This is a genomic window from uncultured Oxalicibacterium sp., from assembly GCF_913776015.1.
Taxonomy (GTDB): Bacteria; Pseudomonadota; Gammaproteobacteria; order Burkholderiales; family Burkholderiaceae_D; genus Oxalicibacterium.
In genome coordinates, this window is the sequence record NZ_CAJYMD010000053.1 from 1 (window position 1) to 15,660 (window position 15,660).

Consider the following 15,660-nt stretch of genomic DNA (forward strand, 5'->3'; position numbering starts at 1 on the left):
CCCTCGGCTGCGGCCGATTATCTGAATTTTTCGCTGTTGCCGGATTGGCCATTGAAGGCGGCCAGTGACAGCGTGTAACCGTATCAAAGTGTATTGAAGGAGTTTTCATGTCGTCGCAACCCATCACGTTCCAGGCACCTGCCGCACCGGTCGCGCCCATCGTCCCGACCAAGTGGCCCGTCGAAGACGTGCTCGCGCTGTTCAACCTGCCATTCAACGAACTCATCTTCCGTGCGCAAACCGTGCATCGCGAGAATTTCGACCCGAATGAAGTCGAGTTCGCCACCCTGCTGTCGATCAAGACCGGCGGTTGCCCTGAAGATTGCGGTTATTGCCCGCAAGCAGCACGCTATGACACTGGCGTAACCGCACAAAAGATTCTGCCGCTGGAAGAAGTGCTGACCGCCGCACGCGAAGCCAAGGCGCATGGCGCAACGCGCTTCTGCATGGGCGCGGCATGGCGTGAACCGAAGGATCGCGATCTGGAAAAGGTCGAAGAGATGGTGCGCGAAGTGAAGGCGCTCGGCCTCGAAACCTGCGCCACGCTCGGCATGCTGGGTGAAGGCCAGGCGGAAAAACTCAAGGATGCCGGTCTCGATTACTACAACCACAATCTCGACACCGCCCCCGAGTTCTATAACAACATCATCTCCACGCGCGATTACCAGAACCGTCTGGATACGCTGGAACGCGTGCGTGGCGTTGGTATCAAGGTGTGCTGTGGCGGGATCGTCGGTATGGGCGAATCGCGTTTGCAACGCGCCGGCCTGATGGCGCAACTCTGCAACATGGAGCCTTATCCTGAGTCGGTACCGGTCAACAACCTCGTGCAAGTCGAAGGCACGCCTTTGCATGGTACCGAACCAATCGACCCGCTCGAATTCGTGCGTACCGTGGCCGTCGCCCGCATCACGATGCCGAAAGCGCGCGTGCGTCTGTCCGCAGGTCGCCGCGAAATGGGCGAAGCGATTCAGGCATTGTGTTTCGTGGCCGGTGCCAACTCGATCTTCTACGGTGAGAAGCTGCTGACGACCGGTAATCCCGAAGCCGATGCCGACGTCGCCCTGCTCAACAAACTCGGCATGCATTCGCGCAACAATGCGATCGATGCACGCTGCGAAGTATCGTCTTGATCGATTGTTTCAGGATACGAACGGCCGGTGCAGACCGGCCGTTTTTGTTTGATCGCCGATGGTCGTTGCCGCTCATGGCGTCGTGTTTCTTGCAAGGCGGCGATCAGGCCTGATCAGATTTTTCAAATCATTTCTTCAAGTTATTTTCCGGAACAACGCCATGTCTTTGCCCGCCCTGCCCCGCGCCGTCAAGATCATCGAAGTCGGTCCGCGTGACGGTTTGCAGAATGAAGCGCAAACCATTCCTGCGTCAATCAAGATCGAACTCGTCGATCGTCTGTCGCAAGCCGGCTTCGTGAATGTCGAAGCGGCTTCCTTTGTCTCGCCCAAGTGGGTGCCGCAAATGGCAACGTCGAGCGAAGTCATGGCCGGCATTACGCGGCGCCCCGACACGTTGTATTCGGCGCTGGTGCCCAACATGAAGGGCTTCGAGGCGGCACTGGCAGCGGATGTTGATGAAGTCGTGATTTTTGCCGCCGCATCGGAAGCTTTTTCGCAACGCAATATCAATTGCTCGATTGCCGAATCCATCGAGCGTTTTGTCGAGGTCGCGCGTGCGGCCAAGGACAATGGATTGCGTCTGCGCGGTGCCTTGAGTTGTGCCTTCGGTTGCCCCTACCAAGGCGAGGTCTCGGCCGATGCCGTCGCCGACGTGACGATGCGATTGCGTGATCTTGGCTGCGACGAAATCGATATCGCCGACACCATCGGCGTTGCCACGCCGCGGCATGTGCAAACCATCATGCAGCGCGCGGCCAGCGTGTTCCCGATCAACGGATTATCTGGGCACTTTCATGACACCTATGGACAAGCGTTGGCCAACATCTATGCCAGTCTCGAAGTCGGAATCACGATCTATCACGCGTCGGTTACGGGGTTGGGTGGTTGCCCGTACGCGAAAGGTGCCACGGGCAACGTCGCGACTGAAGATGTGCTCTACATGATGCAGGGTTTGGGCATCGAAACCGGCGTCGATCTGGATGCCGTGGTCGATGCCGGGCAATTTATTTCCGCACAGTTGGGCCGTAAGCCAGCGGGCCGTGCGGGGAATGCGATTGCGGCCAAGCGTGGGGTCGCTTGTTCGATGTGATGCGTGAATTGGTCGGAATCGTAAAAAAGCCTGTCGTATGACAGGCTTTTTTAATTGCGGGATCGCTTAGAAATCCAGTGCGTAGCCGATCGTCAATGTGCGGCCACGTCCAGCAAAATACCGTGCATTGTCAACTTGGCCTGACTGTGAATAGTAGGTGATGTAGTTTTGGTTGAATAAGTTGGCGACACCGAATCGCAATGTGCCTTTTTGCAGCTTGTAACGCATGCTGGCATCCACCAGCGTGTAGCCTTTGAAATGAGTTGCTGGTGTATTGAAAGATTGCGTGAATGCATGCTGTGCCTGAACAAAGGACGACATTTTTTCGTTCCAGTTGGCATTCCAGCTAAGAATCACGCGCGTTGGAGCAATATTGGCACCGTCCAGTTTGCGATCTAGCGTGCCGTCACCATTACTATCGTAGCGACCGCTCGTTTGCGAATAGCCGAGCCTTGCTTGATGAATCTTGTTGATACGATACCCAGCATTGAGATCAAAGCCTCTGATTCTTGTGGCCTCCCGAGCCAGGATGTACACACCATTGACGCTCTCGACACGCGTGCCGAGCGGAGACGTGGACTCGAATACGCTGGCTTCCATGTCCCATGGCCCTTTTTTGTAGCGTGCCCCGAATTCCTTGCTTTTGGTGAGGACCGGTGAAAGGGTGTTCAGGCTACTTACGCTCTGTCCAGGAGTATCGATGCCTCGTAGAACCCGACCGACATCTGGCATGCCAAAGCCTTCTGAATAGCTACTGAACAAGGTCAAGCTGTCAGTAGGTGTCGCGACGAGGCCGATGTTATAAAGCGTTTCATTGAATTTGAGTTTGCCTCCTTCGACGGTGACGCCATTGTTGGCAGCCACAGTGCGATAGGTATCAATGCGCAGATCTGCTTTTTCACGACGGACGCCTGCGTGAATTTTCAATCTGTCGAGTAACTGAAATTCGGCTTGCGTAAAGAGGGAGATGTTGTTGTATTTGGATTCCGGCACGTAGGTGCGACCCGTGCCATATAAATCCTGCTTTCCTTGATCAAACAAGGTGTCGAACCCTGCAGTGACTTTCAATCTGCCGTCTACGAGATCAGATTTGGTCAGATTTACCTTGCTGCCGTATTTGGTCGCTGCAGAACGCGTTTGGTCATAGAGTGTGCCATCCGGTGCGATGGAGATGTCTTGGAAATTTTCTGAATTGGTTGCCCCAAACAGCCCTTCGAACTTCTGATGAAAGGCCATGGCCGATAATTCCATGCCGGCCAGGTTGTAATGATCATAGGTAACAGCCGAGGTCCAGACATCGTTCCATGGCACGGTACCAGGTGGTGTCCCTTTGACGGAAGTGGTGGGAATGCCTTGTGCGCGATTTCCATTGACCGACAGATAGCTGCCTTTCGATTTCAATTGATAGCGATTCAGCGAAAACTGCAGCCGCTGTTCGTCATCGATCCAGTAGCCGATCTTGCCCAAAAAATCGACCATGCGCGAGTCCATCAAATCGCCTTGTGTATTGTCAACGCCGATCGCGCGGCCAGCGCCGTCGCGATACAGCCCTTGATTCTCATAACCGACGGAAAACAGATAGTCGAGTTTGTCGAGCCGGCCATCGGCGCGATACGTCGTCTTGTAGTTCATGACTTCGCTATCGATGTTCGAGGTCGGCATCGTGGTTTGCACATCGACATGCTGGTTGAAGCTGCCCTTGGCCGGACGCTTGGTGATGATGTTGATAGTGCCGCCCGTTGCGCCCAGGCCGTTAATGGCATTCGCGCCCTGAATGACTTCGATGCGTTCCACCATCGCGAAATCGATCGTATGCACTTCGCGTCCCGTTGGGCGCAAGGGGTTCGATTGCGGTACGCCATCGATCAGGATCAGCGGTGTGCGCCCACGCATGGTTTCGCCGCTGCCCGTCATCTTGCCGCGGCTCGGTGAATAGGATGGGATCAGATTGCTTAATACATCCGATGTATTGGTCGACAACGTCATCTGTTGTTCGATTTCGGCCTTCTCGATGATCTGCACTGTCTGCGGCGCTTTCTCTGCTTCCATGTTCGAGCGCGAGGCGGTTACCACGATTGCCTGCATGACGGCATCATCATCCTGTTTGCTGACTGCAGGGCGCGTGACGGGTGTGGCGCTAGGCGTCAACACATAGCCGGCGGCTGTTTTGCTGGCGCTATAGCCGCTGCCACGTAGCAATTCCGCGAACCCGGCATCTACATCATGCGGACCTTGCAGGCCTGGCGATTGCAGATTGGCGACCTTGCGTGCATCGATCACGATGGCGATGCCGGCTTCCTGTGCAAAGCGGTTCAGTGTCGCGTCCAGCGGTCCCGCCGGAATGCTGTAGCTGCGCGTTTGGGCCAGAGCATCGGCTTGCAGGGTGAAGCTGCCGGCAGCAAAGAGCAAATGCAATGACAGCGCGAGTGGCGAAAGCGTGCGCTGGATAGTGAGATGTTTTCTGAGGTACATGCGAGTTCCTTTTTGTTGGCTTCATTGACCTAGACGAGCCAAAACAAAAAAGTGGAACTGTCGCCTGCAAATAATCTGCTACCTGATTGGTAAGGGTCTTGATAGATTCGGTCAGGATGATTGTGGCGCTTTCAGCTTTGGTTCCGACTCCGGCTTCGAATTCTGATTGGAAGCCGGCTTCACATCGATCCACACCAGACGCGAGGTGAAAGAACGCATACGCAGTTCCGGAAAGTTGGCTTGCAGAAGTTGTAATGCCTGATCGGGATGGTCGAGCGGTAGCACGCCTGAGACACGCAAATGCGCGAGTGCCTTGCTGTCGTATTGAAGACGGCCCGGGCGATAGCGGCTCAATTGACGCAGCACTTCGGGCAAGGGTTGATCCTGTACCACCAGACGATGCTGTTGCAGGCTTTCTTCGACGCGAGGCGCATCCATGGATGCAATCCGCTCGATACCTTGTGGCTGGAATTCGACGCGCTGCCCCGCGGCGATTACCGTCCCCGCAGTGGGTCCGCGTTTTTGTTCATCTGCGGTTTGCACAAGCACGCGCGATTCGAACATATTCAGTACGGTGCGATCACCGCCGTGGCTGACGGCAAAGCGCGTACCGAGTGCGCGAATGCGCGCCAGCGGCGTTTGCACGATGAAGGGACGTGCGGCGTCCTTGGCAACGTCTACGCGGATATCGCCCTCCAGCAACACCAAGGTGCGGCTGTCAGCATTGAATTGCACGTTGACCGCGCTGCTGCCACTCAGTGTGATGCGCGTGCCATCTTCCAGCGTGCGCGTCAGCCACTGGCCTTCGCTGGTCCGCAGATCGGCCAGTAACTGCGACGGTGGCGGTGCATCCAGTGCAAACCAGGACGGAACGCCGATGGCCATGGCAAGCACGAAGGTACGGATAAACGTTCTGCTACGTCCGCTTTTGCGTTTCGCCGCGACGGCGTGCAATGCCGCATGCGCAGGCCGCACATCCTCGTTGTTCTCTTGCCGTATCGATTGCATGCGCTCGATCAACTGTTCGATGCGTGCGGCGGCTTCTGCATGGCGTATATCGCTGGCTTTCCATTCGGCAAAGCCATGTTGCGCTTGCTGGCGTTCATGGGCATCGTCAGCGGTCAGGCGCATGATCCATGTCGCAGCCAGTTCGTTGATTTGTCGGTTCGATGATTCGCTCATGTCAATAATCCAGCGAATGCGTGCAGTGTGCCAAGGCCTGCACCAGATATTTCTGGATCATTCTGGTCGATACGCCGAGCTGGTTTGCAATGGCGGCGTGTGTGAGGCCATCAAGGTAATGCAAGAGGAACGCCTGTCGCGCATTGGCCGACAAGCGCTCTAGCACAGCGTCGATTTCCACCAGTGCCTGCACTGTTTGCAGGATGCGTTCCGGTGAAGGGCTGCTATCGCTATGCAGGGCGAATGCCTGCAATGCTTCCAGATACGCCGTTTCGATGAGTTGATGGCGGGCCTGATCAACCAGCAAGCGTTTTGCGGTGGTCGTCAGATACGCGCGCGGTTCGCGCATGGCAAGCAAGGCGTCGCGTGAGGCGATGATGCGCACAAAGGTATCCTGCGTCAGATCGGCAGCCTGATGAGCGCAGCCGAGCTTGCGACGCAGCCAGCCGAACAGCCAGCCTTGATGCTCGCAATACAAGTCATGCATTTTTTCCTGCAACGCGGTGTCAGTTGCCGCCATCCGTTCTCCGTGGGCACGGGCGTGTGCAATTGTATTAAGAATCGTTCTCATTATAAAGTAAGGCGACTGCTGCATCCAAACGGACGTGGTGTGCGATCCACAAAGGATTTCCGCAAAGAAAAAGGGGCCTTGCGGCCCCTTTATGTTCGATCTTCGCAGAGGATCAGTTGTACAGCACACTCGGCAACCACAGACCGATGCCAGGGAATAGATACAGTATGATCAGTGCAATGATCTGAATTCCCATGAACGGCAGCATGCCAAGGAAAATCTGGTTCAGCGTCACATGCGGTGGTGCCACGCCTTTCAGATAGAACGCCGACATGGCGACCGGCGGCGACAGGAAAGCCGTTTGCAGATTCAGCGCAACCAGCAGGCCGAAGAACAGCGGATCAATGCCGAAGTGCGGCAGCAGCGGAACGAAGATCGGCATGAAGATCACGATGATCTCGGTCCATTCGAGCGGCCAGCCCAGCAGGAAGATGATGACTTGCGCCAGGATCATGAACTGGATCGGTGTCAGGTCCATGCCGAGTACCCAGTCGTTGATGATTTCCTGTCCACCCAGCAGCGCGAATGAGGCCGAAAAAATCGACGAACCCACGAACAGCCAGCACACCATCGCACTGGTTTTTGCGGCAAGGAAAGCCGACTCGCGCAACATCGTCAGATTAAAGCGCCGGTAGGCAATTGCTAGCAGTGCGCCGCCAAAGGCACCCATTGCAGCTGCTTCAGTCGGTGTGGCAAGACCAAGCACAATGGAGCCGAGCACTGCCATGATCAGCAGCGCGAGCGGGAACAGCGAACCCAGCAGCATCTTGAAAATCTCAAGACGTGCGAACGTCAGCAGTGCATAGAACAGCAGCAATGGTGCAAGCAGAATGCAGAAGGCAATCCAGTAGGCAGTAGGTGCAGGTTTTCTGCCCGCCTGCTCTGCGGCTTTCTGCTCGGGTGCCGCATTGCTATCCTGCATCATGGGTTCTGCTGGGGCTGACGCACTTTCCATTGCCGTACCTGGCGGTTCGGCCAGACCTTCGTTGCTGCCGGTCGTAGTCCCTGCTTCTTGCGCAGTCAATGGCGGTTCCATCAAGCCATTCGATTCGCTGGTACTGGCAGCAGGCGGCTCGCCAAAGCTGTCGCTAACGGGTGGTTCGGCCAGGCCGCCATGACTAGAAGCATCATCCCCCACATCGAACGACATCTCCGTCATGTCCACCGGCCCGGCATCCGGAACGGTAACCATGCGATAGGTGAAACCCATCACAAGCGCGAAAGCCAGCGCTGGCAACAACGCAATACCGAGCTGCCCAAGCAGCGTGCGTGACGACACCCCGGCATCGTTGGCGCGGCGGCCCTTGATGGCACCGATCAGTCCGGGCAATGCGCGTTGACTCACGGTTTGCGAGATCTTTTCTGCATAGGCCGGAAGCGCCACACGGCGTTCCTCTGGCGGAAGCGGTGGTGCCATGCTGGGTCGCAACTTGGCCAGAATGATGACGTAGCCGATGTACATCACCGTCAGCAGAATGCCGGGAAACAGTGCGCCTGCATACAATTTAACAACCGAGACGCCGGCTGTTGCGCCATACACGATCAGCAGCACCGACGGCGGGATCAGGATGCCAAGGCAGCCGCCTGCCGTGATCGAGCCGGCCGACAGTTGCGTGCTGTAGCCCGCCTTGAGCATCGCCGGCAGTGCCAGCAAGCCCATTAGCGTGACGACCGCACCGACGATACCCGTTGCCGTCGCAAACACGGCGCAGGTAACGATGGTCGCAACAGCCAGTGATCCCGGCACGCGTGCTAGGGCGATGTGCAGGCTCTTGAACAGTTTCTCGATTAGGTTGGCGCGCTCGACCAGATAGCCCATGAAGATGAATAGCGGGATCGAGATCAGCACGTCATTGGCCATGACCGAATAGGCGCGTTGCACCATCAGATCCAGCGTCAGTGTCGTCGCCATCGACGGGTCGCGACTGTGAAATGCAAACCACGCGAAGATCACACCCATGCCCATCAGCGTAAAGGCTGTGGGAAAGCCGAGCATGATGGCAACCACGACCAGTGCCAGCATCAGCAGGCCGAGGTGGCCGTTGGTGAGATTCTCGGGGGATGGCATCAGGACCGCGATCGCAATCACGATCGCGAACAGGATGGTCAGGCCGAACCAGGCTTCTTTTTTCATGCATGGCCTCCGTGTTGCTGTTTTTCTACCAAGGCACGATCGGCTTCGGCGATATCGCGATCCGTGGTGCTGACCATGGATTTGAGCTTGTCGACATCGACTTCCTCGACGTCCTGCTCACGGCTTGGCCACTCGCCATTGCGCAGGCAGACAATGCAGCGCACGATCTCGACCACGCCTTGCAGGATCAGCAGTACGCCGGCAATCGGGATGACGACCTTGAACGGATACAGCGGCGGGCCGTTGGCTGTCAGCGTCGAGTGTTCGCGAATCGCGATCGATTCGGCAGCGTAGTCATAACCCGCCCAGATGAGCGCGATGATGCCGGGGATGAAGAACAGGAAATACAGCGCCAGATCGAGCCCGGCCTGCAGGCGTGGCGGGAAGAAGCCATACAGCACGTCGCCGCGCACATGGCCGTTCTTCGCCAGCGTATAGGCACCGGCCATCATGAAGGTGGTGCCGTACATCATGATCATCAGGTCGAATGACCAGGGATTGGGGGCGTTGAGCACGTAGCGTGAAAACACTTCCCACGAAATGAGCAGTGTCAGCGCCACGATCAGCCAGGAAAACGCCTGACCAACCAGGGTGCTGAGCTTGTCGATCAAAAACAGGACTTTCCGCATACCAGCCTCCGATTCCATAACAGGAACGTGCGCCGTTTGCGCGGCACACGTTGTTCAGGCACGGCCCGCTTGCACAGGCCGTGATGGATCACGGAGAGGTCAACCCTTCTTCGGTGCAGCCTTCATGAAGTAGTGGTTGTAGGCCATGCGACGATTGTTGTTGGTGTCCATGTCCCACTTCATCGCGCGGGCTGCAAAGTCGCGTTGCGATTTCTCGACTTCCTTGAACAGCGCATTGTCGGAACCCTTCTTCGCCACGATGTCGTCCCAGATCTTGAGCTGTTGCTGTAACAGCGTGTCCGGTGTCTTGTAGAATTTGACGCCATCTTTCGCTGCCATGTCGCGATAGTCGGTCGAGTAGCGGTCGATTGCCTTCCACGACATATCGGCCGATGCTGCTTCGGAAGCATTCTGGATGATGGCCTTCAGCTTGGCAGGCAGACCGTTGTACTTGGTCTTGTTGAAGCTGATGTCGAACTGTTCCGAGCTTTGGTGGAAGCTCTGCAGCATGCAGACCTTGGAAACGTCGGGGAAGCCGAGTACGCGATCCGAACTGGCGTTGTTGAATTCGGCACCGTCAAGCAGGCCGCGATCCAGTGCCGGTACGATCTCACCGGCCGGCAGCGCATTCACGGCCGCACCCATGGCGGTGAACAGATCGATGGCGAGGCCGTTGGTACGGAACTTCAGGCCCTTCAAGTCTTCCGGCTTGGTGATCGGTTTCTTGAACCAGCCCAGCGGTTGCGTCGGCATCGGGCCGGACAGGAAGGAAATCACGTTGGCGCCGATCTGCGTATACAGTTTTTCGAGCAGTTCGCGGCCGCCACCGTATTTATGCCATGCCAGCACCATGTTGGCATCCATGCCGAACACCGGGCCGGACGTCCACAGTGCAATCGCTGCCTGCTTGCCGTAGTTGTAACCCATCACGCCGTGGCCGCCATCCAGCGTGCCCTTGGAAACCGCATCCAGCAAGCCGAAGGCCGGTACCACGGCACCTGCCGGCAGCACTTCGATTTTTAGTTCGCCGCCGGTCATGTCATTGACCTTCTTGGCAAAGTCGAGCGCGAATTCGTGGAAGATATCCTTGGCTGGCCAGGTACTCTGGAAGCGCAGGTTGGTCGTCGTTTGTGCGGTCGAGACCATTGGAAAAGCAAGCGCGGCTGCGGCAGCGCCACCGACTGCGGTGGTGCCGATGAATTTGCGGCGCGAGGAAGTCGCTGCGGATTGCGGCTTCTTTTGATCGTGATTCGATTTCATTGTCTGTCTCCTGTCGTTTTAATTAGAGTGGAACGCTGAACATCAAAGGGAAAAGCAGAAACGGAAATTCTTCCGATACGGCTTGGCACGTCAAATAGCAAAATGGCAGGCAGGCCTGACCAGGGAAGAGATGAAGGTGGCGGGACTCCTTTCGTCAAATCAGGGCGTCGTGCGACGACGCCATGCAGCAAGGGAGAAGCGGAAGCGATGTCTGGCATCACATCCGCAATCGGATCGCCAGACTACGGCGGACACCGACTTGAGACGATTGTAACGGACGCTTTACGAAGATTGGATGGTTTTTTTACGTGATCCCCATATCGCGTACCCGTGCATTATCGTGCGCACTTTCTTACGGGATGCTTACAGGTGCATGTATGTAGAGAACATTCGTCAATATCGCTGCCGTGAAGGCCGTTGCCATGCGGGTTTTGCACCGGGTATGCATCACGTGCACTAAGGCTGGCGATAGAGAAAGTTGGTGATGGATACGATTGTCCGAGAATAAAGCGGCAAGCATGGACTGTGCAATGCTTGCGGCATGCTGCGGGAACGAACCGATCAGCTTGGATGATTGCCCTGCTGTACGCCGAACAAGGTAGAGAAAATTTCCAGCCCCGTGGCATTGAGTGCTGCGAAGCGTCGTCCATCGTCGTGTGCGCGCATGTCCACGATGCCGGCGTTGTCGAATTCATTGAGTACGCGCAGCAGCGTGGTCATCGGAATGCAGGTGCGTTTGCTGAGTTTGGCGAGTGACCAAGGCGCATCGCCGGCTTCCTGCGCGGCTTCCCAAAGATGGCGCAAGATCGTCACTTTGATCGGGTCGAGGCCATCGTGCTCCTCGGTGGATTGCTGTGGGGCTGTCATCGGCAAGTCTCCGGGTATCGAGGAACGTGCAGCATTCTGTGGGAAGCATCAGTGGCGTAATCGATATCTTGCAATCGATTATAGGGAGCGCCCGACCTGGCATCAACCGCAGGCTGTCATCACGCATCGAGGGTGATGGCCGCAAATCCGGTCGTGCCTGCCTAATTGTGTAACAGATCGGCGGCAAGTTGCCCAATGGTCTTGATGGCTTCGTCGATTTCACGCGTCCATGCATAGCTGTAGTTCAGCCGAATGAAATGGCGATAGCTGTCGCTGACGGAAAACATGGTGCCGGGGCCGATGGTGATGCCACGCGCCAGTGCCTGCTCGTAAAGCTTCATGGAGTCGATACCGAGCGGCAGTTCAATCCACAAGACATATCCGCCACGTGGCTGTGACGTGCGTGTGCCCGCCGGGAAAAAGCGCTGTACCGCGGCACGCATCATGTTCGCCTGTTGCGCGAACAGCTTGCGCACCTGACGCAGATGGTGCTCGTAGCCATCCAGTTCCAGATACTCGGCAATGGCCTGTTGCGGGATGGTCGGCGTGGTAAGTGTGTTGAGGAATTTCAGCTTCTCGACCTGATCGCGATACCGCCCCGGCAGCGCCCAGCCGATGCGTGACACGGTCGTCAGGCTCTTGGAGAACGAGACGCAGTGCATCACATAGCCTTCGGTATCGTACGACTTGAGCGAACTCGGATGGGCGTCGCCGAAATACAGTTCGTTGTACACATCGTTCTCGATGACCGGTACCTTGCGCTCGGTCAGCAATGCCACCAGTTCACGCTTTTTTGCATCGGGCATCTGAAAGCCCAGCGGATTCTGGAAATTCGGCATCACCATGCAGGCGGCGATCGGTTGTGCATCCATCACCTTGCGCAAGGCATCGAGATCCATGCCTTCCTGCGGATGCGTGGCAATCTCGATCGCCTTCATGCCCATGCGTTCGATGGCGTGCAGCATCGCGTAAAAAGTCGGCGATTCCACCGCCACCGTATCGCCGGTTTTCCCCACAGCTTGCAGACACAGGTTGATGGCTTCGGTCGCGCCGATGGTGACGACGATTTCATTGGGATCGATGGCCGTGCCGTTTTCCAGATAGCGGCGGGCAATCTGCCGAATCAATTGCGGATTGCCCGGCGGCAGGGCATCGGTCACGCCCCACTGCGAACGACGACGCGCGATGCCGTAGGCGCGACGATTGATTTTCTCCGATGGGAAAAGTGCAGGGTCGGGATAGGGCGAGCCGAGCGGAATGGCTTCGTGCGCACTGATCGACCGTAAGGTCGAGAGCACCAGCCGGCTAACATCCACATGCGAAGAAACATTGATCGGTTGCGAAGTACGCAATTCCGGTTGTGCGGCGCGCGGCGATTCGCGTACGAAATAACCGGATTGCGGGTGACTCTCGATCAGTCCCCTGCTTTCCAGTAGCAGATACGCGTGAACCACCGTGGTGATGCTCAATGCGTGATGCTGGCTCATCTGTCGAATGGAAGGCAGGCGTTCCCCCGCGCGAAACACACCGCGCGCAATTTGTTCTTCAATCTCGTTTGCCAGTTTTTCGTACAGCTTCAATGCATGCCTCGATGTTCGGGATAACCACGATCACAGTCATGTCTCTTTTTGCATGACTTATGTCTCGTATTCATTGCCTAAATATTGTGCAGAAAACAATCGCCAACTGTACTCTTTTTATTTGGGGAGATGTGTATGCCCATCCTGTCGGCAGGGAGTTTTAATCTTGCGATCAAGCGGTGAACATGCAGGAAAAAATGCTTCATGCATGCAACCGTGCCTTCATGACAAGGTGTGATCGCCATGCAAAAAGTGAAATCCAAATCCAGTATCGAACCCTATCACCACGCAGCGGGTGGCTGGGGTGCGGTCAAATACGTTGCCATCAATCTCATCAAGGAAAAGGTGGCCGGCGGCAACTACCGCACGCTGTTCAAGCAGAACCAGCCGGAAGGTTTCGATTGCCCCGGTTGCGCCTGGCCGGACCGCGAACACGCATCCACTTTTGAATTTTGCGAAAACGGTGTGAAGGCCGTTGCGGCCGAAGCGACGACCAAGCGCGTGACGCCCGCCTTCTTTGAAAAGAACACGGTCAGCGCCTTGCTAGAACAATCCGATTACGAGCTCGAACAGCACGGCCGCCTGACCGACCCCATGGTGTACGACGTCAGTAGCGACAAATACGTCCCGATCGCATGGAACGATGCCTTCCAGTTGATCGCCGCACATCTCAACAAGCTGCCGCATGCCGATCGGGCCGCGTTCTACACATCGGGCCGTGCCGGCAACGAAGCGGCATTCGTCTATCAATTGTTCGTGCGCATGTTCGGTACTAATAACTTCCCCGATTGCTCGAACATGTGCCACGAAGCTACCAGCCGTGGTTTGCCCGGCACTGTGGGCGTGGGTAAAGGAACGGTCACGCTGCACGATTTCGAACAGGCCGACACGCTGCTGATCTTTGGCCAGAACCCTGCCACCAATCATCCGCGCATGCTGGGCGAACTGCGTGAAGCCTCCAAGCGTGGTGCTGTCATCGTCTCGATCAATCCCTTGCGCGAGCGTGGCCTCGAACGTTTCACCGATCCGCAAAGCATGGTCGAGATGCTGACCATGTCGAGCACCAAGATCGCATCGACATTCATCCAGCCCAAGCTCGGTGGCGATTTTGCTCTGATCAAGGCGGTTGCCAAACGCACGCTGGAGCTTGATGACGATGCCCGCGAAGCCGGCAAGGAGCGCGTGCTGGATGTCGCTTTCATCGCTGAGCACACACATGGTTTTGCCGCCTTCGCAGACGACTTACGCATGCAGGACTGGCAGGAGCTGGTCGACGAATCCGGTGTTTCGCGCGAGGAGATCGAAGCGCTCACACGTATCTACGTCAACGGCAAGCGTGTCATCGCTACTTGGGGCATGGGCATCACGCAGCACAAGCATTCGGTGCAAACGGTGCAACTGCTTTCCAACCTGCTCATGATGCGCGGCAATATCGGCCGCGAAGGTGCCGGCTTGTGCCCGGTGCGCGGGCATTCGAATGTGCAGGGCAACCGCACGGTTGGCATCGAAGAAAAACCGTCGCAGGCGTTTCTCGATCAGCTCGGCAAGGTCTTCGACTTTGCGCCACCGCGTGAACACGGGCTGGATGTGGTGGAAACCGTGCAAGCCATGCTCGATGGTGAAGTAAAAGTCTTCATAGGCCTTGGCGGCAACTTCGCCATGGCCACGCCCGATACGCCGTGTACCTTCAATGCCCTGCGCTCGTGTGAGCTGACCGTACACATCACCACCAAGCTCAACCGCAGTCATCTGGTGCATGGCAAGGCGGCGCTGATCCTGCCGACGTTGGGTCGTACCGAGATCGACGTGCAGAATGGTGTGCCGCAGGGCGTCACGGTTGAGGATTCGATGAGCATGGTGCACATCTCCTACGGCATGAACAAGCCGGCTTCGGCCAACCTCATGTCGGAAACCGCCATCGTCGCCAATATCGCGCATGCCACGCTGGGATCGGGCAAAGTGGATTGGCTCGGCTACGCGGCTGATTACGACCGTATCCGCGATGCCATCGAAAGCGTGTTCGACGGATTTGAAAACTACAACAAACGCATCGCCCAGCCCGGCGGCTTTCATCTGCGCGTGGCGGCCCGCGAACGCGAATGGCAAACCGATACTGGCAAGGCCAATTTCATTGCACATGCGGTGCAACTCGATACACCGATTCGTCGCGCCAGAGCAGCGCATGGTGAAAAACTGATGACGCTCATGACCACACGTTCGCATGACCAGTACAACACCACCATCTACGCGCTCGACGACCGTTATCGCGGCGTGTTCGGCCAGCGGCGCGTGGTGTTCATCCATCCCGAAGATATCGCCATGCTGGGTTTCAAGGCGGGCGACTGGGTCGATATGGCAACGGTGTGGGAAGACGGTATCGAGCGCCGCGCCGATCGCTTCCTAGTGGTGGCCTACGACATTCCGCGCGGTTGCATCGGCGCCTACTATCCGGAAACCAATCCGCTGGTACCGCTGCACAGTACGGGCGACATCTGCAATACGCCAACCTCGAAATCGATCCCGGTATTGCTCACCCTATCGCAACAGCTTTTTCAGTCATCCGCACAGAAAGACATGGCGCTGGCAGCCTGATCGTTGCCAGCCCATCTTCCCGCCGCCTGTTCACAAGACAGGCGGTTTTTTTATTTGAAGATGTGCTGAACGAAAGGATAAAGGGAGAGGACGCATGCATATCCACCCAGCCATGCCGCGTGCCGTCATGAAGGAAGAAAAGAGGGATTG

Annotated in this window: 11 protein-coding genes; 3 read left to right on the plus strand and 8 right to left on the minus strand. The window is 56.8% G+C overall.

Annotated elements, in window-relative coordinates; translation table 11 throughout:
* Positions 1–107: 107 nt before the first annotated feature.
* Both bioB and QZ725_RS09095 read left to right on the plus strand, forming a co-directional pair.
* Positions 108–1,133, plus strand: coding sequence for a biotin synthase BioB (bioB, locus tag QZ725_RS09090; protein ID WP_293778715.1), 1,026 nt, complete (start codon positions 108–110; stop codon positions 1,131–1,133).
* A gap of 160 nt (positions 1,134–1,293) precedes the next feature.
* Entirely contained in the window at positions 1,294–2,223 is a 930-nt protein-coding gene (locus QZ725_RS09095; RefSeq protein WP_293778718.1) for a hydroxymethylglutaryl-CoA lyase, read from the plus strand.
* Between the two features lie 66 nt (positions 2,224–2,289).
* On the opposite strand, the gene QZ725_RS09100 is transcribed toward QZ725_RS09095, so the two are convergent.
* From QZ725_RS09100 to QZ725_RS09135, 8 genes are all read right to left on the minus strand, one after another.
* Complete coding sequence (locus tag QZ725_RS09100; protein ID WP_293778721.1) at positions 2,290–4,695, minus strand: TonB-dependent receptor; 2,406 nt, start codon at positions 4,693–4,695, stop codon at positions 2,290–2,292.
* A gap of 111 nt (positions 4,696–4,806) precedes the next feature.
* Complete coding sequence (locus tag QZ725_RS09105; protein WP_293778723.1) at positions 4,807–5,877, minus strand: FecR domain-containing protein; 1,071 nt, start codon at positions 5,875–5,877, stop codon at positions 4,807–4,809.
* 1 nt (position 5,878) lies between these two features.
* Positions 5,879–6,397, minus strand: coding sequence for a sigma-70 family RNA polymerase sigma factor (locus QZ725_RS09110; protein WP_293778725.1), 519 nt, complete (start codon positions 6,395–6,397; stop codon positions 5,879–5,881).
* 163 nt (positions 6,398–6,560) lie between these two features.
* Positions 6,561–8,582 carry a TRAP transporter large permease subunit gene (locus QZ725_RS09115; protein ID WP_293778727.1) on the minus strand — a complete coding sequence of 674 codons (2,022 nt, stop codon included), beginning with the start codon at positions 8,580–8,582 and terminating at the stop codon, positions 6,561–6,563.
* The gene (locus tag QZ725_RS09120; protein ID WP_293778730.1) at positions 8,579–9,211 is read right to left on the minus strand and encodes a TRAP transporter small permease subunit; all 633 of its coding nucleotides are present in this window, start codon (positions 9,209–9,211) and stop codon (positions 8,579–8,581) included. The genes QZ725_RS09115 and QZ725_RS09120 overlap by 4 nt, the downstream gene beginning before the upstream one ends.
* Positions 9,212–9,310: 99 nt before the next feature.
* Complete coding sequence (locus QZ725_RS09125; RefSeq protein WP_293778733.1) at positions 9,311–10,471, minus strand: TRAP transporter substrate-binding protein; 1,161 nt, start codon at positions 10,469–10,471, stop codon at positions 9,311–9,313.
* Between the two features lie 561 nt (positions 10,472–11,032).
* Entirely contained in the window at positions 11,033–11,338 is a 306-nt protein-coding gene (locus tag QZ725_RS09130) for an ArsR family transcriptional regulator (RefSeq protein WP_293778735.1), read from the minus strand.
* A gap of 161 nt (positions 11,339–11,499) precedes the next feature.
* Positions 11,500–12,918, minus strand: a complete 1,419-nt coding sequence (locus tag QZ725_RS09135) for a PLP-dependent aminotransferase family protein (RefSeq protein ID WP_293778738.1) — start codon at positions 12,916–12,918, stop codon at positions 11,500–11,502.
* A gap of 243 nt (positions 12,919–13,161) precedes the next feature.
* On the opposite strand from QZ725_RS09135, the gene QZ725_RS09140 reads away from it, so the two are divergent.
* Positions 13,162–15,510 carry an FdhF/YdeP family oxidoreductase gene (locus QZ725_RS09140; RefSeq protein ID WP_293778740.1) on the plus strand — a complete coding sequence of 783 codons (2,349 nt, stop codon included), beginning with the start codon at positions 13,162–13,164 and terminating at the stop codon, positions 15,508–15,510.
* Positions 15,511–15,660: the final 150 nt, after the last annotated feature.